The organism is Brachybacterium kimchii, from assembly GCF_023373525.1.
Classification (GTDB): Bacteria; Actinomycetota; Actinomycetes; order Actinomycetales; family Dermabacteraceae; genus Brachybacterium; species Brachybacterium kimchii.
Genome location: NZ_CP097219.1, coordinates 1 through 22,635 on the forward strand (window position 1 = coordinate 1; position 22,635 = coordinate 22,635).

Genomic DNA, 22,635 nt, shown 5'->3' on the forward strand with positions numbered 1-22,635 from the left:
ATGAGAAACCTCCTCCGCTCCCTCGGCGGCCCGTCCGTCCACGGCCTGGTCATCTCCATGGCCCTCATCGTGGTCGGCCTCGTCCTGCTCGTCTGCTCAGGCGCAGATCTGAACACACCAATGCCCATGATCGACTCTGGCGATATGGAGCTGATCCCATGATCAAGCCCGTCAAAGCACTGGCCGCCCTGCTCGTATTGATCGCCCTGATCGTCGGCATCCCCGCCGGACTCCTGGTCTTCTACGGCAACCCCATCCCGGACTCGCTGCCCACCGGTAGCGATGTCACAACCCTGCTGACCAGCTCCGACACCATCGGCTTCTTCATCTTCCTGCTGGTGTGGGCAGGGTGGATCGCCTGGCTCACGTTCGTCCTCTCGGTCATCGTCGAGATCATCGCTCGTGCCCGCCACCTCAGCGCCCCGCAGCTGCCGGGGTTCATGCGAGCACAGCAGGGCGCCGCCGCCCTGCTCATCACCGCCATCGCCGGCGGCATTGGCGCACCCGCGGCCCTGGCGGACACCACCCCCGCGGAGCCTGCGCCCGTGGTGCAGAGCGTGGAGACGGAGGCCCCCGCGATGCCCACCGAGCAGCCCTCCACGGACCATCAGAGCACCAGCCACGACTCCCACGGCTCCAACGACCTCGAGATCACCGTCCGACCTGGAGACACCGTGTGGGATCTCGCCCAGCAGCACCTCGGCAGCGGGCAGCGGTGGAAGGAGATCGTCGACGCCAACGCCGGACGCCCCCAGGCAGATGGGCACACCCTCGAGGCCGGCAAGGCCGACATGCTCGAACCCGGATGGAAACTCACCATCCCCGGTGTGCCCGCCAGCCAGCAGCACGCGGACACCGCCGAGACCATCACCGTGCGCGCCGGTGACTCCCTGTCCTCCCTCGCCCAGGACCACCTCGGCGACTCCGGCCGCTGGAAGGAGATCTACGAGGCCTCAACCAGCATCGAGCAGCCCGGCGGCTATCGCCTCAGCGACCCCAACCAGATCAGTGTCGGCTGGAAGCTTCGCGTTCCCGCCCAGGAGCACGCCGCCACGGCCCACCACGAGGAGAAGGCCGAGAAGTCCGCGTCGCAGACGCGTCAGCAGGCCGACCGCAAGGACGAGGAGCGCGAGACCTCAGCAGACACCGCACCCGTCGCGGCCGACGATGCCGAGCAGGCTGCCGCCGCTAAGGACGCCCCGGCCCAGGAGACGCCGCCGGTGCCCGCTGACTCCGCAGCCCCCGCACAGGACACGACCACAGCCACGGACGAGGAGAACTCCATTTCCGTGCCCTGGGCCGGCGTCGGGGCGATTCTGGCTGCCAGCATCCTCAGTGCGGTCGCCGCGCACCGCCTGCGCACCAGTCGCAAGCGCCGCGCCGGCCGCCGGATCCCCGAAGCCGCCACGGTCGACCTCGACGAGGTCCGCCTGGCACGTATCGAGGAGCCCAACGTACTGGCCTTCGTCGACCGCGCCCTGCGCACTCTGGCTGCCCTCCAGCTACACGCCAACGAGACCCTTCCCGACGTGCGCCTGGCACGCCTGACCGACAAGCACCTCGAGCTCTACGCGGCCGCCGCACACCGCCTCCCCGAGCCCTTCGAGGCCACCGACGACCCCGCCGTGTGGCTGCTGCCGCGCACCGCCAATCTCGCGGACAACGAGACGATCGCCGACATCGTCGCGCCCTACCCGGCGCTGGTCACCATCGGCAACGACCACGAGGACAACCAGATCCTCGTGGATCTCGAGTACCTCGCTGCACTCGGCATCCACGCCGGCGCGAAGACATCCATGCCCGTCATGCGCGCCCTGACGGTCTCCCTGGCCACCTCCCAGTGGGCCGACGACCTCGCCATCACCACCGTCGGCGTCTGCCCCGAGCTCGAGGGCGCGCTCGGCTCCGGCCGCATCAGCTACCGCGAGACCGTCGCCGAGCTCCTCGACGATCTCGAGGCCAAGCTCGCCCGAGACCAGGAAGTGCTCACCGAGCTCGGCCAGGACTCTGCCCAGCACGCCCGGCAGGCACCCGATGCCAGCGACGTGTGGGCACCGGAGATCATCATCATCGGCGCCGACCTCTCCATCACCGAGAAGTCCCGGCTCCAGAAGATCGTCGGCGCCCGTCCCCAGATCGCCGTCGCAGTGATCTCCAGCGACCAGCACACCGACCTCTCCGAGTGGAGGATGCACATCGAGTCCCTCGAGGCCGCGCGCCTTGAGCCCATCGGCCTCGAGCTCTCACCCCAGCACCTCGACGACGAGGACTACGAGCGCGTGCTGCGAGCCCTCACGAACGCTCAGACCACCGAGGCCGCCGGGGCCAAAGACACCGACGAAGACCGTGACGACGAGGCGGACACCCAGCCGCCGCTGCGCCCCCTGCCCATCATCCAGCCCACGGGCAGTGGGATCCTCACCACCCAGCAGCGCGACAGCGAGGTCGAGCAGTCCTCCACCCACCCCCACATCCAGATCCTCGGCCCGGTCGAGATCCTCGGTGCGAAGGGCCCCCTTGAGGAGAAGCGCCTCGCCGAGCTCACCGAGACCGCCGCCTACATCCACCTCTGCCCTGGCAAGGCCGTCACCGACTTCCAGGCCGACCTGTGGCCCAACAAGCGCCCGGGGAAGAATTCACGCCCCGAGCGCGTCTCTCGGCTGCGTCGCTGGCTCGGCGAGACCACCGACGGCACGAAGTACCTCCCGCGCGCCGCCGGCGCCGACGGCGGCTACACCCTCACCGAAGACATCACCTCCGACTGGGCACGCTTCCAGGAGATCGCGCAGCGCCGCACCGACGCCAGCAACGAGGAACTCGCCGAGGCCCTCAAGCTCGTGCGTGGCCGCCCCTTCGAGGACGCCGGCCACACTCGTTACCGGTGGGCGACCCTCCTTCAGTTCCGCATGACCGAGGCCATCCTCGACCTCGCCCACGAGCTCGCGCAGCGCGCTCTGGACGCCGGGGACACCGACACCGCCCTGTGGGCCACCGAGCGCGGCCTGCGCGCCGAGTCGCTCTACGAGCAGCTCTGGCAGGATCGCCTCCGCGCGGCCGCACACGACCCCGAGCTCCACCGCCGCATCACCGGAGAGCTCGAGGCCCAGATCGAAGGTCTCGACGAGGGATACGACCTCGAGCAGAAGACCGAAGACCTCATGTACACCACCCCCACCCCCCACCGAATCGCGATCTGAGGCAACCATGACCACTGCGCGCGTCGCCCGGGATACCAATACGCCGGCTCCGTCCGTCCTCGACGACCAGCCGGGAGAGAACGAACGCACGCTCAAGGGCCGCTTCTACGATCTGAACTTCCTGCTGACCGGTAAGCCGTTGCGTCTCGACGAGCCCGCCTTCGTCGACCTCACCGCTCCCCAGTTCCACGCAAACTATGCGACCACCGAACCGGTCGATCCACCATGGAGCCACCGCGACCACCCCCGACCCGAGGAGAACACCCGATGATCCGACAGCGAGCACTCACCGCCATCGCGGTCGCGACCCTCGCCGCGCTCCCCCTCGCCGCCTGCGACAACTCCGGCGGGGATGAACCCACTGCCTCCACCACGACGCAGGACGCACCCGCCACCGCGGACCCCGCAGACGCCACCCCCCAGGAACGCGTCCAGGCCTACATGGACGCCTCCGACGCCGCGGCCGCGAAGGGCTGGAAGGACTCCGGCTACGCCGACGAGTACCTCGTCCCCGACCTCGCCAAGCAGCAGAAGGCCGACGACGCCAAGCGCGCAGACACAGGAGCGATCATCACCGGCGATCGCAAGGTCACCGACTGGACCGTCACCGATGAGTCCGACACTGCCGCCACGATCGAATTCTGTGAGGACAGCTCTGGGACCAAGGCGACCAAGGACGGGAAGCCCTACAAGATCAACAACCAACTCGGAGAGTACGTTGGCCAGTACAAGCTGACCCGCGACTCGAGCTCGGATCCTTGGATGATCCAGCAGAAGGGCTACTACGAGGAGGGGACCTCATGCGCAAAGCACTTCGCGGACTGAGCGTCGGTACGTCAGCGGCGGCCATCGCCCTTGCCCTATGCAGTCCGGCATTCGCTGAGGGCGGGATTGACGTCGACCGGGGTGGAGATTCGAGCCAGTCCACCGTGACAGTTAAGGCGAGCTCCGGTGGAGGCGGTGGGGGTTCTTCGAGCGGGCATTCCTCGGGCGGCAGGAAGTCCTCCGGCGGGTCTTCGGACAGTAAGAGCAGTAGGAAGCCCCCGACGACGAGCACCAAGAGCGGAGGAACCACCTCCGTGGGCGCCGGCGCTCGGACGAGCGTGGGGAACTACTCGAGCGGCTCGCCGGGCTCGGCGAAGAGCTCAACCCCCGAGGGGATCGTCAACCCGAACGCGTGGCACTCGATTGGCGACAGCGGCTACAACATCCGCGCCGGCAACCCCTTCATTCAGGCCATCAACAAGGCCGGTACCGCTGCCGCGCTGGCCACTGGTAACGACAAGGCGACGGGCGTCGGAGCGGCCAATTTCCTCGGCAATATGCTCGAGACCGGTCAGGACGCGGCCCCACAGGGGCAGACCGCGCCACAGGCGCAGCCGCCTGCCGCGGATGATCCCCCGGCTGATGCGCAGCCCGAGGTCGACCCCGCCGAGCTCGCTCAGCAGGCCGTGACCAAGATGCACCTGAAAGCACCCGAGATCGCCTCGACCCCGAACAACCCCGACACCCTCGGCGCCGTCGGCCTCCCCGTCTGGTTCTGGGTGTCCAACCCGGGCACCACGACCACCGGGCCGGCAGAAGCCACCGCAGAGGCCGGTGACGTTGAGGTCACCGCGACCGCGAAGTTCTCAGGGCTGACCGTGCGCACCGGGGACGGAAAGACGGTCGAGTGCTCCGGCCCGGGCACGGAGTACCCCGGCACCGGGATCCAGGAGTCCCCGGACTGCGGCCACGTCTACGAGCAGATGAGCGACGACCAGCCCGACGGGCTCTACACGGTGGACATCACCGCCCACTGGACTGTGGAGTGGGAGTCCAACGAGGGAGACACCGGGACCATCCCCATCGACCTCGACACCAGCAAGCAGCTGCGCATCGGCCAGTACGAGACCGTCGTCACCGACGTCTCCTGACCATCAGCCCCCTGGCCCCGCTCACCGTCTACCCCCTCCGGGAGCGGGGCCAGGGCCTACGTCGGCCCGCTATCAGACCCGCTCAAGCATTGTGAGTACGTGCCCACAATGATTCTCCAGGCGCTCAGCGGTGCTGGCCACCCACTCCAGATCCTCTCTCGAGAGCGGTGTCTCGGCTTCGGTTTCAGCAGCGGCAGCAGCGAAGGCCGTTGGCATCCACATGGCGAAGATTCGGCACGCTTCCAGCGCCTCCTGCTCATCCACCCTGATCTCCCGCGCGAACTCGACCACGTTCCGGCCTGTGACCTTCGTGATCTGCCGCTCTCCACCGATCGGCATCCCCAGCACACTGGATGCGGGGTACCCGAGCCCGGTCGAGACGTCATAGAGCGGCGTGAGGGCCTCGACCCCGTTGGCGCCGAGGACGATCGAGAAGTTCTTCGCATGCGCGTCCGGGGCAGCGAGCACCCAGTTCGCCAGCACCGCGCTAGCGAACTCCGCGATCGTGTCCTCGGAGGCGCCGCCACCCCTCAGGACCGTGACGACGTCCAGGACCTTCGGGTCGTATTTGTCCGCGGGCAGTGTGGAGGTCGCTTGGCACAGATCCTCTTGGGGGACTCGGCGGAGATTCCCCGCATCGTCACGGACGCGATCAAACCGCTCCACAACGATGGCCGGCTCCTCCCCGAAACGCACGAACCTGGTATCCGCAACCCGTAGGCCGAGGAGCCCCAGCGTGCGGAGGCTGAGGTGCTCGATCAGTGCCTGCGACGGGAAGTCGTCGATTCCCGGCTTGAGGATGTGCGATGTCGGCTGTGCTCCCTCCGCCTGATGCCACACCCCTCCTTCGAGCCGCAGCGCGATCTTCGACTGGGCACCGCCCAGCGACCAGTGCTCCCCCGGCACACCCCAGTCCCGAGATCCTCCTCGTAGTGCTCTCAGACGCGCCGCGATCTCAGCCTCCCCGACCGGCACCAACAGGCCCTCGTCGGATGCGTCGAGCTGAGAGTCATCGAGAAACTGGATCGCTCCGGGGCAATCCGCTCCGATCTTGCTCAACAGCGCGAACTGACTCTCTCCCGACACATCAAACCGCCGAGCCACCGCGTCACGGGCTTCCGCGGTGTCTGGAAGGAGCCCAGCGAGATAGGCCCGGGTGGTACTGGGCTTCACCGCGTGCGGGCCCGGAGGGAAGGCGAGTGACACCCACGGCGCACCCTCAATACGCGGCGACAGCACACGCGTCGCCCCATGGTCGTCCTGGACGAGCTCCCCTACTGTCTGTCCGTCCAGCATCATGTGCAGGATCTTCACGACGGGCCACCTTCGGGACGCGCCCCCGCCTCACCACTGTCAGGCTTCTCGGCCGAAAGGCCGCCGTCGGGCTCGGCGCCTCCCTCCGCGTTGCTACGGCCAGCCGATTCCATGAGGGCCAACAGCGCCGAGCTCGGCCGAGGGACGAGCGGTGAAAGGTCGATCTTGGGCATGAGCGCGGAAACATCGATCTTCGGCAGAACCGCCAGCTTCGGGAGCAAGGACGACCGCTGCATCGTGTCCGCCAGCGCGCGCGCAGCGTCCGTCGTCGGACGGCTCTGCTCGATCGCCCTGCGGGTAATCTCCGCCGTCGTCATCCCCCTGCGCGGAGAAGGGGCTGGCTTCTCGGGGCGACGCTCCTGGTCGGTCACAGTGACCGTCTGATCAAGCGCCGCCAGAACACCGAGCACCTTCGTCAACTCCGCCCGAGGTCGCGCGCCTCTTTCTAAACCGACCACCCACTCGCGCGAGACATCAGCCCGCTCGGCCAGTTCGGCCTGGGTCAACCCCGCAGCCACTCGTGCATCCCGCACGGTCGACCCGAGATCACGAGGAGTGAGCACCCTGCGACTAGACATGAAGTGATCGTACGTCCACATCCGCCGGATGTCGAGGTACGTTCACATCCGGCGGTGAGGCTCAGTCCCCTCGTCGATGTCCTCGCGCGCACGACCAGGGCCTGATCGAGGAGGCCGTCTACGAGGAGGTCTTCACCCGCCGACACGGCCCCATCGATGATTGACCTCACGGCCCGGCCGCGCGAGCGCGCACGCGATACTGGGTGCATCATGACCACCGCCTACGCTCGCGTCGTCCTCGACTACGACACCTCCGACGCCCCCGCCCACCAGCGAGACCTCAGCGACTTCGAGATCGCCACACTCACCGGGGACGGCGAGACGTGGGAGGACGCGCAGGCTGCATGCCCCGTACCGGAGGGCGCGCGGGTCCTGTCGTGGGCCCGGTGGCCGATCTGATCGGTGCCCGCCCTCCCCGCGCGGCTGCCCTCCAAGACGCCTGACCACCCGTTTCAACTCTTTTACATACGGGCCCCCTCGTTTAAACTTGGTGCGTGCCCGCCAACCTTTTCCGCCCCTCGTTCGGTACCTACCCGCATGTGCTGGTCGGCCGCGACGAACTCGTCGACGAGTTCGCTGACACCTTCGACGGCATCCTCGACCCTGCTGGTCTGACGGTCCTCCTGTCTGGGCAGCGCGGGATGGGGAAGACCGTGCTGCTTGACTCCTACCGGCGGGCCGCCGAGGGCGCTGGGTGGCTGGTCATCACGGAGAGTTCCAGTTCCGGGCTCCTCGAGCGCCTCACGCGGGACCACCTCCCGCGCCTGCTCCAAGCACACTCCGACGAGTCTCCAGCGCGTCTCGCATCCGCGAGCGGCACGATCGGCCCTCTCGGCGGTGGTGCCTCCTGGACTGAGCGTTACCCCGCCGAGTCCACGCTCCGCTCACAGATCACCGAGCTCACCGACGCGCTCCGCCCTTCGGGGCGAGGCCTCGTCATCACCGTCGACGAGGTCCAGGCCGCCGACATCGAAGATCTCCGCAAGCTCGGCGAGATCATTCAGTACGGACGCCGGGAGGACCGCCTCCTCGCTTTCGCGGCCGCGGGACTCTCCACCCCCATCGAAGAGCTCCTCGACCATCCCGGGACCACCTTCCTTCGCCGTGCCGAGCATCATCCCGTCGGCCGGGTGAGCCGCGCAGAGGTCAGAGCAGCTCTCGCAGGGACGATCGCGGACAGTGACCGCGAGATCGACGTCCAGGCTCTCGACCTCGCGGCCGATGCCGTTGACGGGTACCCGTTCATGATCCAGCTCGTCGGCTACCACTCCCTCAAGGCGCACAGGGCCAGTGGCCCCATCACCTCGAAGGACGTCACCGAAGGGATCGCCGCTGCGCGCCGGCGCCTCGGCCGCCACATCCACGCCCCAGCCCTGCGCCCACTGTCGAGCGTCGACCGCACCTACCTGCTCGCCATGGCCCAGGACGAGGGACCTTCTCGCACCGCGAAGATCGCCGAACGCATGGGCGTGAACACCACATATGCGGGCCAGTACCGCCGACGACTCATCCGCGACGGCATCATCGAGCCCGCCGGGCATGGATTCGTTCGCTTCACCATCCCCTACACCGCAGAGCACCTGCGCGAGCATGCAGCACACGATGCGCTCGAGGGGCTGTCGAGCAGCGAAGAGTAATTCCGGCGAGGAAGCGGGCTCGGCACACGAGAGCGTGAGCCTGGAGGGCCGCCAGCCCGAGTTGCTCATGGCCCTCAATTCGGCTTCCTCGCCGCGGGCGCGCGCCCCCGCCCACTACATCCACTGGCGGCGTAGATCGGTCCAGGAGCGGGCCGTCCCGTCACGAGTGGCAGGAGTGGAGTCATGCAGAGCAATGCCCGTGACCAGTGGCGGAGGTCCGCCCGTAGGGACCGCCCCGAGGCCGAGGTAGAGGTGAAGGTGGAGGCTCCCCCCAGTGCCACCAGACCTCCCCTCGAGGACGTGACCGCCCGGCTGGTGGCGGATCTGGAGTCAGCTGCCCGTGCCGTCGCGAGCACCGAAGCCGAGGCCGCACGATTGGCGACCGCTTCGCCGCGCGGACGCGGTGAATCTCGCCGGATGTGGGACGAGCGGCTGCACCAACGCGCGGGGAGCCGGCGGAGCGCGGAGATTCGAGTACGGCAGCGCCGAGGAGACCTGGACGCGGCGCGCACATCACTCACAGCGCACCTGCTACGCCCGCTCCCGTCGGGTGACGACCAGCAGTAGCAACCGCTGGCGCTTCCTGAGCGCCCCGAAGAGGGGTGCACGGCCCTTCGCGAGGACGCGGACACACCTACTGACCCTAGATTTTCACCTATGACCAGCAACAACAGGAAATCTCAGAAACGGGTTGTCATCGACAATGCCACACCCTAGACTGGTGTCACTGACAACGAAATAGAGGGACAAGGAGGCGATCCCGATCGACAAAGATCTCAAGAAGCTCCGCAAGGCACTGCTCGCACAGGGTGCTCGGATCGACGAGAAGAAATCGGGCTGGATGATCTACCCGCCAGATAATCGGCGAGACCGCGTGATGATTCACCTGACCAACTCCGACTGGCGGGCCATGAAAAACGCCCGGTCGATGCTTCGCAAGAGCGGCTTCGACGTCTAGGCGCCAAGGGGTGCCGGGCACAACGCCCGGCACCCCCCTGGTGCACCCATGCCGATCGCGAACACGTCACCCCGCCGTCCCTCACAACAAGAGGAGGACCCCACCATGTCCACCACCTGGCATGCCCGCCTTACCTGGGTGAGTACCGCCGCCACCACAACCGAACAGCTCGGCGAGCTCATGGATGACCTGGCAGACCACGCGCCCAGCGGCTCTCTGTCTGCGGAGGGGCAGGGCGGCACGGTCATGATCGCGCTGGAGGCCGCCACGTTCGACGACGCCCTCTCGGCCGCGATCACCACGGTCCGCGACAGTCTCGTGCAGCGGCTGCCCGGTGCAGCCATCCGCGGGATCGAGCTGCTCGACTCCGCCGCCCTCGATCACGAGCTCGAGCAGCCGCTCTTCCCCGAGGTCGTCGGTTTCGCTGAGATCGCCGAGATGGCCGGCGTCTCCCGGCAGCGCGCCCGGATGTTCCGGGACCGCCCCGGGTTCCCTGCACCGGTCATCGAGACCGCACAGGGGCCCCTGATGTCCAAGGCGGCCGTGAGCTCTTGGCTCGCCTCGCGGAACACCCGTCCTGGGCGGCCCCGTGGCGACTCCTGACCTCCCGGCACGGGCGGCGTCCTCCGCTGTCTGAGGACACGTCGGCACGACACGAGAGAGGGGTGCCTGATGGCAGCCCGGCTTACGCCCGAGCGGCGCGATCAGATCGCCGCTGACGGTGCAGCGCGCTACCGCGCCGGCGAGAGCTGGCCGGACATCGGCGCCCGGCATGGCATCACCGGTGAGCACGCGCGCCGCCTCGTGACCGCCCGCTACCCCATCGAGTACCGCCGATGGGGTCAGCGCCCCTCCGCAGACCCTCTCCAGGTCCGTCGACTCCGCGGGCAGGGGCGCACTCTCGACGAGATCGCTCGCGCACTCGGGTGCTCGCGGCAGGCCGTCCGCACTGCTTTGGAACGCAGTGGCGGACGGCCTCGCACGCGCTACCCGAAGCTCTCGGGGCGACGGGATCCCACCGGGGACGAGCTCGCGTCGATGCGCGCCCTCTACGAGGCCTGCCCACCTGCGCGTGGCAGGCCTGGAGCACGCGATGTGCGTGGTGAGCGAGGGAGAGAGCTCGCTGCTCGTGCCGGAGAGCTCGTGGCTGGCGGCATCCCGATGTCCGCTCTCTCCCGGGCGCTCGGTCGCGGCCCCACATGGGTTCACTGGCTGCTCAGCTGCCACGATCTCCGTCCACCTCAGCGCGCCGTCCGCAGCACCAGTCGGCGCACTCGTGAGATGCGCTGAGGCCTAGGCGAGCAGGTCGCGGATCGGCAGCCCGACGTTCGTTCCTTCCGCCCACACGGGATCTTCGAAGCGCTGCATGATCTTGCGGAAGCCTTCGTCATCGATCGAGTACCCGGAACGCCCCAGGAGATCGACGACGGCCGCTGCGGCCTCCCCGGGGCCTCCTCCGCCGTAGCCGAAGTTCATGCTCATGTGCACGTTGTGGGAGGGCACCATCCCCACGATGCGGTCATCGCGCTCGATGAATAACGGGACGTCTCCGCTCGCGATCCGGGCGGAGACGAGGGCATCATCGGGCTCGACGGGACGCGAAGCGGCGATGTCCTGGACGACACCGACCCACTTGTGACCGGAAGAGTCACGGCCGGTTCCCACCAGGTCTCCGTCGGGCGCGCGCCCCCACTTCTTGATCTCGAACAGCCAGCCGACCTTCTCGAGATCGGCCTTCTCCGCTGTGGTGAAGTCACTGGCACGATCGTCCTGCCAGGCGATTGCCTTCAAGTAGGCAGCCGAGACCGGGTCCCTCCTCTCGAGCTGCCAGTACCGCTCCACATGCGAAGGGCGCGGCAGCTCAAGATCCTGCCGTGCGCGCTCCTCGAGACTGAGACGCTGGCGAGGTGGCATCACATCCAGCCCGAAGGCGGCCGCGTCATGAAGATCGCTGTTGGCTCCCGGCCGGTGTCCCTGGTTCTCGTGCTCAAGCCGCAGCAGCATCCCTCGCAGCCGGCGCCCCTCCTCTCGCGTGTACGAGAAGGAATCATCGGGGTGCGCAGACAGGAGCTCCTGGAGACGCGGCGGGAGTGCGACACCGACGTACTGCGTCGCGGTCGGCGCCCAGGGGTACCCAGCAATCTGGTAGCGATCCCGGCCTCGGAGATCACGCGCGAGGCTTGCGAGAGCTTCCTTGAGGGCCTTCTGAGCCTCTTCGAGTGCGGCCTCGTCCTGCTGTGATTCATCCACCCAGAACTCGCCGGAGTCATCCAGAGCCATGCGCACGCCAGAAGGTGTGCGCATCCACAGCCAGAGCTCGTCGACGATGAGGCGCGTCAACGGTTCGACCACGGGGTGATCGCCCAGTTGGTCGAGGGCCTCGAGCCACTTGATCTTGGTCCTGACCTTGTACCGATCATCCTCAACAGGCACGGGGCGTCGCGTGCGCAGGTGTTCCTCGACGACGGGCGCTGTGTAGCCGTGGACGTGGTAGAGCTCCGGGCGCGCACCGAGAGCGCGCAGAAGCTCGTCCCACTCCACGGGCAGCGCACGTTCGAACTTGATGGCCCCCGGGTTCGAGACGTCCGGGATCTGGAGTTCGACCTCTCGCAGGGTGTACTTGTCTCGGTCCTCGCGATCGCCCGTGTGCAGCTCGACGTACGCCGTGGTGGCGGGGTCAAGGTCCGGGATCAGGCGGAAGAGACCCGCAGCGATCTCGAGAAGCTCCTCTCGAGGAGGAACCATCTGGCCTCGTAGATGCCCCACGAGGAGAAACGCGATCCCGTCGCCGCCGCGCCACAGGCGCACGTGCAGCTGTCGACCCGCGACAACGACTAGAGATTCATACCTGAGGGCACGGGGATCCGGCGGGGTAGGGACGTCGTGGACACGAAGCGTCATCGCGGAAAGCTTGCGCTTGGCGTAGCGCTCAACATCATCGCGGCGCAGCACGAGATCCCTCACGGGGATCGGCGCGCGGCGCAGGTCGCCGCTTGCTACCAGCTGGCGGATCCGCCCGGGCGTCACATCCAGGTATTCCGCTGCCTGTTGAGCGCTGATCACCGGGAATCGGCTCGCACGTTCCTGGTCCGGCCCGAAGGCAACCGCAGTGCTCTGCGCACCAGTCACCAGGTCCCCGCGCATTACGCCCGACAGAGCGATCCACGAGGCGAACAGCGCCGGATCGAAGCCGCCGGGAGCACCGGATACCACCACGGTGTAGGGGCGGTCCTTGGCGCTTCCCAGCAGCTCGGTGACCAGCTCCAGGATGAACTGATCTCCGTCGCCGTCATCGATGAAAACCACCCCACGAGGTGCGCCTTCCAGGCTGCACTGCTCGGACAGGTGATCCAGCCGAGCTCTCATACTGAGGAGAGTCGAGCTCTTGTCGAGAGCCACGGTGATCAGTCCGGCGTATGTCGCACTGCGACGGAGAGTGCGCAGCAGAGCCGACTTCCCCAGTCCCTCCCCGCCAGAGACGAGCACGTCGCCTCGTTCGAAGTCCAGCCAGACAGGTTCCCCGTCCGAATCCCGACTGTTGACTCGAGTCCCGATGTTGATGCGATCTGCCACGACCTCACTCCTCGCTCGTGCTTGACCCCCGCGGATCAAGGGTCGTACCTCCAGAGCCTATACTAACGCCCGCGTTAGTTTTGCTCCTGTAGCGCCTCTTAGCAGCCTACGGGTAGTGGAGAGCTCCGTCCATCGTCTTGTACGGCAGCGGGGTGCCGGATGTTGGCTCGGCCTCCTCGAGCAGTGCTCTCATAGTCGCGGCAAGCCTTAATCGCCGCGGGCTCCCGCCGGGGCTCTCTTCGCGCGCGATGTCATACTCGCGGCCGAGGTAGACGAGGACCTGCCCCTCGGTCGGGTCTTCGTCGTAGAACCTGCGGATAAGCCAGGCCAGTCTCCGCAGATGCGTCGCCTTGTCGAGGCGACCAGGGGTGTCGTCCGGATCTCCGGTGCCGGCCGCCTCCCATGCCCAGGCCTGCTCCGAGTGGGCAGCCTCTTCGAGGATCCTCGAGATAGTCCCCGCCTCGCTGAACTCGACGAGCTCGTAGGCGGCTGCGCCCGGTCGGGTCGCAGCGCTCGCAGCGCGAGCCGCCGCGGCCGCTCTCTCGCGCGCCCGGGCGCCGGGGCGCCATTGCGGGTCGAGCGCGAGAAGGTCGGGGGCGATGAGCCTCGCGGCTCGCAAGTCTCCCTCCGCGCCGGCGGTCCAGTCCGGGATGCCCTGCAAAGCTTCGCGCAGCAGTACGGCATCGGCGTCAGTCAGGTAGTACGTCACAGGTCCTCCGCATCGTGGGTATCGCCTTGACGCTACGCACTCCGGCCCGGAACCTCCAGCATTATGTTTGCCACCCAGATCACCATCCTTGCAGGTGAACGTACTTCGTACTGCACGATGTACGCGTTGACTTCTGGCGCAAGAGGATGGTCGACACGGGACACGAACGGTCGCCCTGACGCGCAGCGCCCCCTCGACGCCGTTGGGCGTTGAGGGGGCGCTGCGATCACGCAGGACTCGAAACTCAGTGGGCAGCGGCGTACGCCTCGCGCACCTCGACCGAGACCCGTCCTCGATCAGACACCTGGATCCCGTTCTCGAGCGCCCACTGGCGGATCTTCTTGGTGTCTCCACCCGCCGAGGGGGACGTCCCGCGGCGTGCACGACCACCAACCCGGCGCGCCTTTCCGGTCCACTCGTTCAGCGCGTCACGAAACTCGCCGGCATGCTCGTCGCTGAGGTCGATCTCGTACTCGATGCCATCCAGTCCGAATCCGACGGTTGTCGTTGCCTCGCTCCCATCAATGTCATCGACAAGGAGAACCTGAGTCTTCTTCGCCATGATCTGCCTCTCTCTTGAATCACCACTTGGCTGGATCATCGTACATAAAGGACACCTCTTCGACTCGGGTGCCACACTGCCCATATAGCCAATGGGTAAATTCGTAGCCTCTAGGCGTGCCCATTCGGGAATCGCCCGGGATGGCATCTGACGCTAGCCCACGCCGGTGACATGCGTTGCGTTCACCGGACACCACGCACCACACCTCTTGCCCGCAGCTCTCGGGCACCTGTGCACTATGCGCACCGCAAGGTCCCAACCTGTACGGAAAGTGGCTCGTCGGGATGAGCTTCAGACGGTGGGAACCAGACCCTCTCGACACGCAACGACGCACGATCGGTCACAAGAGGCCTCGAGGACGACGGTATAGAGGGCGACCCTCACAGATCGGAGCCCATCATGCCCAGCCATCTCGCCTCCGCCGCTCAGCGTCTTCGTGATCGTGATCGTGACCATGACCATGACCGCGCACCGGACGCCCGCCATGTCTCCGCGTCTCACTCTGGAGATTCCACCCCGGAGTCGTTCCTCAACGAAGCCGCAAACGCTACCGACGGCTGGTCCGAAAAGTATGGTGGCACACTCGGCGTCATTGCCCTGTGCGGGGAGCTCCAGCAGAAGCTTGCCGCCCAGTCCGAGGCGATCGCAGCAATCCGCGTCGCCGCAATCCGAGAGCGCCTGCGGACCAGGAGTGGACGCGAGGTAGCGGCCTCACTCGGTGTCACCAGCGCCGCGATCTTCAAGGCCGTGAAGGCCGACACCTGGGAGGACGCCCGATGGTGACCACAACTCCCACGCATCTGCCTCACCCACTGACCATCAGCTCAGTGACCGCCCTGCTCTGGACGGCCCGCACGCTCACACACATCGCCGCCCCTCTCGTGGTCATCGCGTGGGCATTCCCCTGGTTCGCAGAGCATCACGCCGACGCCGACGCCGAAGCGCTCGCACGAGCCATCCCCCTCCTCGTGGCAGCGGAGATCGCCTGGCTCCTCGGTAACCGATGGATCCGAGCCACCATCCGCCTCCGAACCCCTGGGGCGCTCGGCAACGACGACACCGCACCCCACCCCGCGGAGATGATCGTCGCCGCGGTCGAGTGCACCTCCATGCTCACCGCGATCTTCATCGCAAGAGAATCCGCCCTCACCATGGACGAGGTCGGTACAGTCCTCGTCGCACTGTTCCTCGCCTGCATCGGTACCGCAATCATCCCCGCCATCCGCAGGATCTACCGCAATGCCCGAGACCAGGTGAGCGCACCGAAAACCCGGTTCGCCCTATGCGCCTTGCGTTGGGCCATACCCGGCACCGTCGCGCTCGGCCAAGGGTGGACTCTTATCCCCGACAGCTTCGCGCGCGATGGGCACGGCTTCATCGTCATCACACTGGCCACCATCGTCGTCACACTCATCGCCTATACCTGGGTCCGGGGATCGCGACTTCCGGCGTCGAGCCTCAATGCATCGGCCTCACTCCCGGGAGAGATCATCATCGGTCACCGGTCCTCCTCCCGTGCGTCCATCCGCGAGCTCGCCGACGATGCGGGCGACGCCGCCCTTCGCTTGGTCGACGCCTCTCCCACCCTGAAGTCGCGCCGACGCGCGCATCACTGGGCACGCCTCACGCTCGGCGCCGTGGCCATTCTCTGGGGCACCGCCGCACTCACGCTCAGCATCCCCTGACCCCTACCCATGAAGCAGTCCCCCGCGATGAGAGGTCACCATGAACCGCAACGCAGTCGAGAAGCACTTCACCACCGCTCTGCAGGAAGACCGAACCCCCGTGCTGGTTGTCGATGTCCACTTCAGTGAACTCGTCGAGCCGACCATCTCCGCCCTCCGAGACGCTCTCTCGGCCATCGGAAGTGACGTGTCGGGCGAGGACGTCGCGGCCGGCATGAAGATCGTCGCCGAGGTGCAGGTCCTCGCCGCAAGCTCACCATCCGCCGCCTCAGCACTCAACGGCGCCAGGAAGCGGGCACAGGGCGTTGTTCTCGTGCACGCGTCGTCGGAGCCCTCGAGTGAGGCCGAGAGGGTCCTCCAGATGGCGAATAGATGATCGTTACCTCGACGAGACCTCTGTATGGCATCGCAGCCCTCTACAGCAGTCCCGACGGGTGCAAAGCCCAGGCGCCGCGAGTGCGTCGGTGCTTCCTCTTGAGTCTGGCCGTCACACGAGCCCTACCAAACGGCGGTATAGAAGTGACTACGAATCGGAGGCACTCCCATGCACCCCACGATCGATCTCCACGTCGCCCGAAACCGCCATCTTCGAGCACGCCAGAGGCCGGAGCGCCCCTGGGGGGCGGCTCTCTGGAGCGAAGGCGCGGTCATCGCCGACCCAGCTGCGCCTGGGTTCCTCACATGGCGGCCTCTCCTCGGCGCCGGCCTCGTCATCCGAGGCCATTCCCTCATCGGTCTGCTGTTCGGGCTGATGGCAGGAGGACCCATCAGCTGGCTTCTCGAGGATCTGACCAGCTGGGACCACCCCGCCGCGATCGCGTACCTCGGCGGCTCCCTGCTTGGCCTTCTGGTCTCTGACTGTCTTCTCGCCCCGGCCCTCCGTCGTCGGCATCGCAGGATGACGGGGCTTCCTCGGTCCGCACCTCTGGTCACCGTTGTGTCGTTCGCTGAGTGCTCACGACGTGTCCGTGATCTCATCGACGACCTCGAGATCCTCACGGACGAGGTCTGGCTCCCCGAGAAGATCACCGATGAGCACTACCGTCATCTGGTCGTGCAGATCCTGGAGGCTGCGGCGCTGGATCGGTTCCCGGCGGGGGTATGGCTTCAGATCGCTGCTCAGAAGGAACTGGACGCTGCCCTTTCTCGTCCGGCCGACCATCGACACTTCGTTCCCACGCCGGCCTCCTCGGAGGAGGCGTGAGAACGTGTCCCGAGAAGATGTCCCAGCGCGCGGCCGAGCAGGAGGGGTGACGATGCCCAGGGCTACCGCGTCTCGTGCCGGAGTTGCTTCCCGCGCTCTTGGGCTTGGATCCGGACGGTGCTCATGTATCTCATGACTCCGGCGCTCTGGCCGGCGCTGCTCGCGTTCCTGGCGCTGAGTGCCCCCATGGTCATCACCGACGCGCGGCATCAGCGACTTCCTCTCCCCCTCAACGTCGGGCTGCTGGTCTCCGGGCTCGTGCTGCTTCCGATCTCTTCGCGATGGCTCGAGCCCGGCCATCTGGTCTCAGCAGCGGTCAGCTCTGCAACGCTCACGGCGCTGTTCCTCGTCCTGTTCGTCATCGCTCGTGGTGGCCTCGGATTCGGAGACGTCATCCTCATCGCCGGGCTCGCCCTGTTCGGCGGTTTGGTCTCCGTGTTCGCCATGTTCTGCGGAATCATGGCCGGCTGTCTGGGCACCCTGGTCTGGAGCCGGCTCCGAAAGCACTTCGGAAAGACCGGGCTCGTCCCCTTCGGCCCCGGTCTGGTCCTTGGCACCGCCCTGATCATGCTGATTCCTCTACCCGTGGGGATCTGACCCTCCACCCAATCAGCTGCCCGCGCCAGGACCACCGCGACCATCCCCCTGAGGGGCTTGGCCTATGCCACCGCGGTCATCGGCTTCATGCGCGGCCTGATCCTCCACATGACCCTTGCCGCAGCGCTGGGCTCCTCGACCAACGCGCCCCTCCTGGATCGGAACTCCACCCCCGCTTGTCTTTTACTGCCTGCTTTGCACCTCGGCGGCATGTAAGTTGAGGACCGAAATGCACGCGAGACTCTCGGAGGCGCTCATGCCCACCACCGACGCCACCTACCCGCTGTCGATCCACGCCGTGGTAGCCCAGTGCCACACCCAGAAGCTCCCCCTCACGGAGACGACGCTGCGCGCCTACGTCTCGAAGGGCCAGTTCCCCCAGCCCCGACTCCACGTCGAGCGGCAGCCCCTCTGGGACCGAGGAGAGATCGAGCAGGCCCTCTCCCAGGACGAGATGCCGATCGGTCGACGCTCCCGGCGAGCCCGGCACCCTCGGCCCCTCGAGCTCCAGACGGAGTTCGAGCTGTCCGCCACAGGCACGGATCAGGAGCGAGCCCTCTACGCGATTCAGAACCTCCCCGCCGTGATCGCCCACCACGAGGGGCGCGCCGACCTCGCCCGCTCCGCCGCGCTCTCCAAGAAGGGAATGATTGCCAAGCTCCCGCCCGCAGAATCCGGGACGCTCGCAAGGCTGCTCGCCCCCCTCTCCAGCACCGAGCGGTACCGGCGGGCCAACGAGCGAAGCCTCGAGACCGCCCTCCAAGCCGCCGTCGAGGCAGAGGCCGCTCGCGACATCTGCCTCTCCGACCTCGAGGTAGCCAACGCCTGGATGGACGAATTCCTCGCGTGGGCACACTGGGCAGGCGCGGAGCGCGAGGCGACCAAGGAGTCCGCCGCCTCAACGCGATGGCGGGATCAGATCGATGAGGAGGCATCCCAGCTCGCCGATAAGCGCATCGGATCCTTCGAGTGGGCCGCCGAGGATCCCCGCCGCGTGAGCTTCGTGTACCTCGGTGGGAATCTCAAGGGGGCGGCATGGGAGGACCTGACGCGGAGTGAGCGGGAGAGACTGAGCGCAGACGAGGTCACCCTCGGAGGGCTCGATCTCGGCTACCACTGGGAGATCCCAAGCATCCCCGGACAGTGGCGGATGAGCTGGGTCGAGTCGACCGGCGACCTGTACCTCGAGCACCGGACCCGCGCTGCTGGCACCGACCGGCTGAACCTCCCTCGCACGGTCATCCCGCTCGCCAAGACTGCTCCGCGCCTCGCCCCGAAGCAGCTCATCGCGTGGGTCAGGCCCTTCGAGGCCTGCGCCGACGCCGAGATCCGCGGCGCCCTCGGACTCCTGATCCGCGAGATCCGCCTCCAGGAGCGCATCTCATGGCGCTCCCTGAATCCTCTCGAGAGCGCGCCGGCGGCCTGACCCTCAATCGGTCATGCGGTGCTAGGTAGTCTTCGTGCTGGCCCTCGGGGTCGTCCAGCTCCGGGCGCTTGCTCAACGTCTCACCGTGAACCATCTGACCCCAGCCACGGGCGAACTGCCTTGGAGAGGAGACAGGCATGGAGCGTCTCACCAGGGAGTTCAGCAGTCGCGTCTGCCTTGCCGAGCGCTGCTCGAGGCTCATTCCTTCTGATCGATCGACGTGCCGCTGGCACTCTCTGATAGCCGCGCCTCAGCATGAGGACCCTGTAGCGGCCTGCACGGACGATGTCGTCGACTGGTGGGAGCTCGCCACGCCTCGACGAGACAAGCTCGAGGAGCTACGGACCTCTGCTCATGATCTCGTAGTCGCTCAGCGGGCTAACGCCGAGCTCACATGGATCAACGAACGCATGGTGTTCCAGCTGCTCGACCGCGTCGTCAGCGCCTGGCAGGAGGAAACCGAGAGCCCCCGGTGGAGGCTGCCACCGGACGGATGGATCCTCGCGCGCATCCTGGCGGACTACCCGGCGATCCGCGTGAAGCCCGACCAGCTCGCACCACGGATCGAGGGTTGCGAGGACGCTCATCGGTTCTCCCCTTGCGTTGATCGGGTGGCTCGCCTCAACCAGGAACACCGGCATCCCACGCGGCCTCCGTTCCGACCCATTACTGAACGCCGTCGCACGGACGATGATGCCGTGCAGCTCCTGGCCGAGCAGGACCGCAGGAACGCAACCCGTCGCGACCAGCACGGTGAGAGGCTGCGTTCCGCGAAGGTGGACTCCCAGCACTCCGCCCTCGATGCGCTGTTCAAGGACCCCCTCGTGGAGACGACAATCTCCTCCCCGCTCGTCGTGTTCCACCAGATCGGTGATCCTCTGGGCGCGAGTATGGCGGTGCCCTCGGAGAAGGATCAGTGGTCGTTCGCTCGCCACATGGCGCTCAACCCCGGTGAGGTCGTCCGCTACGACCACGCGCGCGCGACGACGCTCCACGGCGCGTGGCTGGGCAACCATGGCAAGCTGATGAAGCTCCCCGAGGGGCTGAACTCCGAGGAGACGGAGACCCGAGTACGACTCGAGCTCCTCCCCCGCCGAGGTCTGTACGTCGGCGAGGGCCTCTGCGGACTTGCCGAGGCCCCGCACCTGACCGCCGAGCTCGAGCTGGTCTTGCCAGCAGGCACGTTCTGGGAGGTGGTCTCCATCGCGGACGCCGAGCACGACATGGGGCGAAAGCGGGAGGACTACATGCGGCTGCGAACGATCCAGATGATCGAGATCGGGGAAGAAGACGTGCGAGGGCGACCTGTGACCAGGATGACGGCCTCACCCGATGAGCTGGACGCTCTCGCTCAGCTCGACCTCTGACTCTCCAGAGGCATGACGCCAGGGATGAGGCCGGCTCGAGCGCGCAGGTCGAGGCCGAGCCGCCGCTCTTCGAGCGCCCGCAGGTGCCTTTGGAACCTGCCATAGGACCAGCCCAGAGCGCGCGCTATCCGTGTGCGCGCTTCCCCCGCGGCGTCGAGCTCTAGGATCAGTTGGTCTCGTAGGTGGATGCTGATGGCGCGGGCGCCAGCCACGGCCTCCCACAAGCCCCATACTTCCTCGGCCCGGATCAGAGGGTTAGGCGGGCACGTCGACAGCACACCATCGATCCAGCGCGCTGCGTCACTCCCCTCATCCACCACCTGGCCATCCCTGCGTAGGCGGTGGAGCCACTCTTCGGATTCCCGCAGCGCCTCGGCCGTACCCTCCCAGCCACCTTCTTCGATCGCTGCGAGAACCTCCCGTGCGTGCGCGTCCCACACGATGCGTTGTGACTCGGCGATCCTCGCTTCCACGCGTGAAACCCACTCCAGATCGCCAACCGTCACGGCAGCATCAAGGCCACCGTGCGCGTAGTACAGCTGCTGCTGATACGCCCGGGTCACACGGAAGTGGCGCCCCGTGGGCGCATGGCGATCACGATGGCTCTCGAAGGCGTCTCTCCATACCTCGAAGACCCGCGTCGGCACCTTCGGGGGGTTTGACCTGGTCATAGCACCATCATGCCGCCGCGCACCGTCGTGGCCGAGCACGAAACACCGAAACTACGAAACCACACCATTGGTCGTGTTCTCGTAGATTCGTATTTTCGCTCTCTCAGGTTTTCGGGATCCAGTCCCACCCCACCCCGGAGATCCAGTGTCTCGGTGTCTCGGGGTTCCGTCGTCTCGCTGTCTCGCTGTCTCGGGGTTCCGTGGTCTCGGTGTCTCGGTGTCTCGGTGTTCCGGTGTCTCGGGGTTCCGTGGTCTCGTTGTCTCGGTGTTCCGGTGTCTCGCTCTTTCGTTGTTTCGTATTTTCGTTTTTCGTGCTTCCCGGCCCCTATGTGCCATTCATCCACCGGACGGGGCCCCAGGAGCTGTATCCCGCCTCCGCAGGTACCGCACCGCTGGCGTTCTGAACCCAAGCGGGCTCATCGCCCCACAGACGCCTCGCCCGTAGGCATCGCCGATCCCCGTTGGGCTCTCGCCGGCATGCCTGGGCTGCCGTGCAACAGGAGAGATCGGGGGAGTCACGGGTTCATGACCCCGAGGACCGAAGAGGGGAGAGGTGCGTCTTTTGCGTGCGTCTCCTCGTGCTCGCACCCCCGCTCGCCCCCCCGCTCGCACCCTCAAGTGCGAGCACTTTTTACGTCTTGACCTGGGTGTTTGATTCTGCTCGCACCGCTCGCACCATTTTTGTCGCTAGGGAGGTCGTCTGCGTGCGCGCTACGCGCGTGCGCGCGCGAGGGGGAGAGAACCCGAAAGTACGAATGCTTGTGGATGTGTCACAGCAGGGGTCCCGCTAAGCGGTATAGGTGGCATGAAGGCTCTCCATCGCGTCCCGGCCGCCGACACGCCACACCGGGATCTGTGCCAAGATCCGAATCACATCCGTGTAGTTTTGGCACAGATAACCCCCGAGGAGGAGCCATGGCCCACCCTGCTGTCGAACGCGAGCGGCTCGTTACGCGGCCCCCACGCGCCCTCGCAGAGCTCGTCACGCAGCGCGCTGCGGACCAGGGCGTGTCTGTCTCGACCTACCTCACGGAGGAGCTGGCCCGACTGCACAACTTCGAGCTCCCCGATTACCGCACGCACCGTCCCGCTCACCGCGATGAGGGGGGACGAATGTCTGCCTGACATGCAGGAAGCCCCTCACTTGCAGGTGAGGGGCTTCCGGAGCTTGAGTCCTCCGATGCTTGCCGGCGCAAGAGGACTACCTGAACTTCCAAGTACAAGCCGAATCTAATTCCGCT

The 22,635-nt window shown here is 66.8% G+C and carries 20 protein-coding genes; 14 read left to right on the forward strand and 6 right to left on the reverse strand.

What is annotated here, in order from left to right; translation table 11 throughout:
* Positions 1-158: 158 nt before the first annotated feature.
* From M4486_RS19445 to M4486_RS19460, 4 genes are all read left to right on the forward strand, one after another.
* On the forward strand, positions 159-3,197 hold the full coding sequence (locus tag M4486_RS19445) for a LysM peptidoglycan-binding domain-containing protein (protein WP_249481190.1): 3,039 nt from the start codon (positions 159-161) through the stop codon (positions 3,195-3,197).
* A gap of 7 nt (positions 3,198-3,204) precedes the next feature.
* Positions 3,205-3,468 carry a hypothetical protein gene (locus M4486_RS19450; protein ID WP_249481191.1) on the forward strand — a complete coding sequence of 88 codons (264 nt, stop codon included), beginning with the start codon at positions 3,205-3,207 and terminating at the stop codon, positions 3,466-3,468.
* Complete coding sequence (locus M4486_RS19455; RefSeq protein ID WP_249481192.1) at positions 3,465-4,022, forward strand: hypothetical protein; 558 nt, start codon at positions 3,465-3,467, stop codon at positions 4,020-4,022. The genes M4486_RS19450 and M4486_RS19455 overlap by 4 nt, the downstream gene beginning before the upstream one ends.
* Before the next feature lie 254 nt (positions 4,023-4,276).
* A complete protein-coding gene (locus tag M4486_RS19460; protein ID WP_249481193.1) occupies positions 4,277-5,113 on the forward strand; it encodes a hypothetical protein in 837 nt (278 codons plus the stop codon).
* Between the two features lie 72 nt (positions 5,114-5,185).
* Here the strand turns inward: M4486_RS19460 and M4486_RS19465 are convergent, their stop codons facing one another.
* On the reverse strand, positions 5,186-6,427 hold the full coding sequence (locus tag M4486_RS19465; protein WP_249481194.1) for a HipA domain-containing protein: 1,242 nt from the start codon (positions 6,425-6,427) through the stop codon (positions 5,186-5,188).
* Positions 6,424-7,005: a helix-turn-helix transcriptional regulator gene (locus tag M4486_RS19470; protein ID WP_249481195.1), complete on the reverse strand. Its 582-nt coding sequence runs from the start codon at positions 7,003-7,005 to the stop codon at positions 6,424-6,426. Before M4486_RS19470 ends, M4486_RS19465 begins: the two co-directional genes overlap by 4 nt.
* A gap of 210 nt (positions 7,006-7,215) precedes the next feature.
* Between M4486_RS19470 and M4486_RS19475 the strand changes: the two genes are divergently transcribed.
* The 3 genes from M4486_RS19475 to M4486_RS19485 all read left to right on the forward strand — a co-directional run bounded on the left by M4486_RS19475 (position 7,216) and on the right by M4486_RS19485 (position 10,203).
* Entirely contained in the window at positions 7,216-7,404 is a 189-nt protein-coding gene (locus M4486_RS19475) for a hypothetical protein (protein ID WP_249481196.1), read from the forward strand.
* Between the two features lie 95 nt (positions 7,405-7,499).
* On the forward strand, positions 7,500-8,642 hold the full coding sequence (locus M4486_RS19480; protein ID WP_249481197.1) for an ATP-binding protein: 1,143 nt from the start codon (positions 7,500-7,502) through the stop codon (positions 8,640-8,642).
* A gap of 1,063 nt (positions 8,643-9,705) precedes the next feature.
* Positions 9,706-10,203 (forward strand): hypothetical protein, encoded by a 498-nt coding sequence (locus M4486_RS19485; protein WP_249481198.1) that lies wholly within the window; start codon positions 9,706-9,708, stop codon positions 10,201-10,203.
* Positions 10,204-10,893: 690 nt separating this feature from the next.
* On the opposite strand, the gene M4486_RS19490 is transcribed toward M4486_RS19485, so the two are convergent.
* From M4486_RS19490 to M4486_RS19500, 3 genes are all read right to left on the reverse strand, one after another.
* Positions 10,894-13,173 (reverse strand): helix-turn-helix domain-containing protein, encoded by a 2,280-nt coding sequence (locus M4486_RS19490; protein WP_249481199.1) that lies wholly within the window; start codon positions 13,171-13,173, stop codon positions 10,894-10,896.
* 106 nt (positions 13,174-13,279) lie between these two features.
* A complete protein-coding gene (locus tag M4486_RS19495; RefSeq protein ID WP_249481200.1) occupies positions 13,280-13,882 on the reverse strand; it encodes a hypothetical protein in 603 nt (200 codons plus the stop codon).
* Between the two features lie 244 nt (positions 13,883-14,126).
* Positions 14,127-14,444, reverse strand: a complete 318-nt coding sequence (locus tag M4486_RS19500) for a histone-like nucleoid-structuring protein Lsr2 (protein ID WP_249481201.1) — start codon at positions 14,442-14,444, stop codon at positions 14,127-14,129.
* 399 nt (positions 14,445-14,843) lie between these two features.
* Here M4486_RS19500 and M4486_RS19505 point away from each other — a divergent pair, with 399 nt between their 5' ends.
* From M4486_RS19505 to M4486_RS19535, 7 genes are all read left to right on the forward strand, one after another.
* Positions 14,844-15,227, forward strand: coding sequence for a hypothetical protein (locus M4486_RS19505; RefSeq protein ID WP_249481202.1), 384 nt, complete (start codon positions 14,844-14,846; stop codon positions 15,225-15,227).
* Between the two features lie 44 nt (positions 15,228-15,271).
* Positions 15,272-16,129, forward strand: a complete 858-nt coding sequence (locus M4486_RS19510) for a hypothetical protein (RefSeq protein WP_249481203.1) — start codon at positions 15,272-15,274, stop codon at positions 16,127-16,129.
* Positions 16,130-16,169: 40 nt separating this feature from the next.
* On the forward strand, positions 16,170-16,505 hold the full coding sequence (locus tag M4486_RS19515; protein ID WP_249481204.1) for a hypothetical protein: 336 nt from the start codon (positions 16,170-16,172) through the stop codon (positions 16,503-16,505).
* 168 nt (positions 16,506-16,673) lie between these two features.
* Positions 16,674-17,333, forward strand: a complete 660-nt coding sequence (locus tag M4486_RS19520) for a hypothetical protein (protein ID WP_249481205.1) — start codon at positions 16,674-16,676, stop codon at positions 17,331-17,333.
* Between the two features lie 123 nt (positions 17,334-17,456).
* Positions 17,457-17,930, forward strand: coding sequence for a prepilin peptidase (locus M4486_RS19525; protein ID WP_249481206.1), 474 nt, complete (start codon positions 17,457-17,459; stop codon positions 17,928-17,930).
* 229 nt (positions 17,931-18,159) lie between these two features.
* Positions 18,160-19,356, forward strand: a complete 1,197-nt coding sequence (locus M4486_RS19530; RefSeq protein WP_249481207.1) for a helix-turn-helix transcriptional regulator — start codon at positions 18,160-18,162, stop codon at positions 19,354-19,356.
* 137 nt (positions 19,357-19,493) lie between these two features.
* Positions 19,494-20,723 carry a hypothetical protein gene (locus M4486_RS19535; RefSeq protein WP_249481208.1) on the forward strand — a complete coding sequence of 410 codons (1,230 nt, stop codon included), beginning with the start codon at positions 19,494-19,496 and terminating at the stop codon, positions 20,721-20,723.
* Here the strand turns inward: M4486_RS19535 and M4486_RS19540 are convergent.
* A complete protein-coding gene (locus M4486_RS19540) occupies positions 20,708-21,394 on the reverse strand; it encodes a hypothetical protein (RefSeq protein WP_249481209.1) in 687 nt (228 codons plus the stop codon). The two genes, M4486_RS19535 and M4486_RS19540, sit on opposite strands and share 16 nt — an antisense overlap.
* Positions 21,395-22,635 lie beyond the last annotated feature (1,241 nt).

Coding starts and splice junctions, on each gene's coding strand:
- M4486_RS19445 (WP_249481190.1), top strand. CDS start 159: ATGATCAAGCCCGTCAAAGCACTGGCCGCCCTGCTCGTATTGATCGCC.
- M4486_RS19450 (WP_249481191.1), top strand. CDS start 3,205: ATGACCACTGCGCGCGTCGCCCGGGATACCAATACGCCGGCTCCGTCC.
- M4486_RS19455 (WP_249481192.1), top strand. CDS start 3,465: ATGATCCGACAGCGAGCACTCACCGCCATCGCGGTCGCGACCCTCGCC.
- M4486_RS19470 (WP_249481195.1), bottom strand. CDS start 7,005: ATGTCTAGTCGCAGGGTGCTCACTCCTCGTGATCTCGGGTCGACCGTG.
- M4486_RS19475 (WP_249481196.1), top strand. CDS start 7,216: ATGACCACCGCCTACGCTCGCGTCGTCCTCGACTACGACACCTCCGAC.
- M4486_RS19485 (WP_249481198.1), top strand. CDS start 9,706: ATGTCCACCACCTGGCATGCCCGCCTTACCTGGGTGAGTACCGCCGCC.
- M4486_RS19500 (WP_249481201.1), bottom strand. CDS start 14,444: ATGGCGAAGAAGACTCAGGTTCTCCTTGTCGATGACATTGATGGGAGC.
- M4486_RS19505 (WP_249481202.1), top strand. CDS start 14,844: ATGCCCAGCCATCTCGCCTCCGCCGCTCAGCGTCTTCGTGATCGTGAT.
- M4486_RS19515 (WP_249481204.1), top strand. CDS start 16,170: ATGAACCGCAACGCAGTCGAGAAGCACTTCACCACCGCTCTGCAGGAA.
- M4486_RS19520 (WP_249481205.1), top strand. CDS start 16,674: ATGCACCCCACGATCGATCTCCACGTCGCCCGAAACCGCCATCTTCGA.
- M4486_RS19525 (WP_249481206.1), top strand. CDS start 17,457: ATGTATCTCATGACTCCGGCGCTCTGGCCGGCGCTGCTCGCGTTCCTG.
- M4486_RS19530 (WP_249481207.1), top strand. CDS start 18,160: ATGCACGCGAGACTCTCGGAGGCGCTCATGCCCACCACCGACGCCACC.
- M4486_RS19535 (WP_249481208.1), top strand. CDS start 19,494: ATGGAGCGTCTCACCAGGGAGTTCAGCAGTCGCGTCTGCCTTGCCGAG.
- M4486_RS19540 (WP_249481209.1), bottom strand. CDS start 21,394: ATGACCAGGTCAAACCCCCCGAAGGTGCCGACGCGGGTCTTCGAGGTA.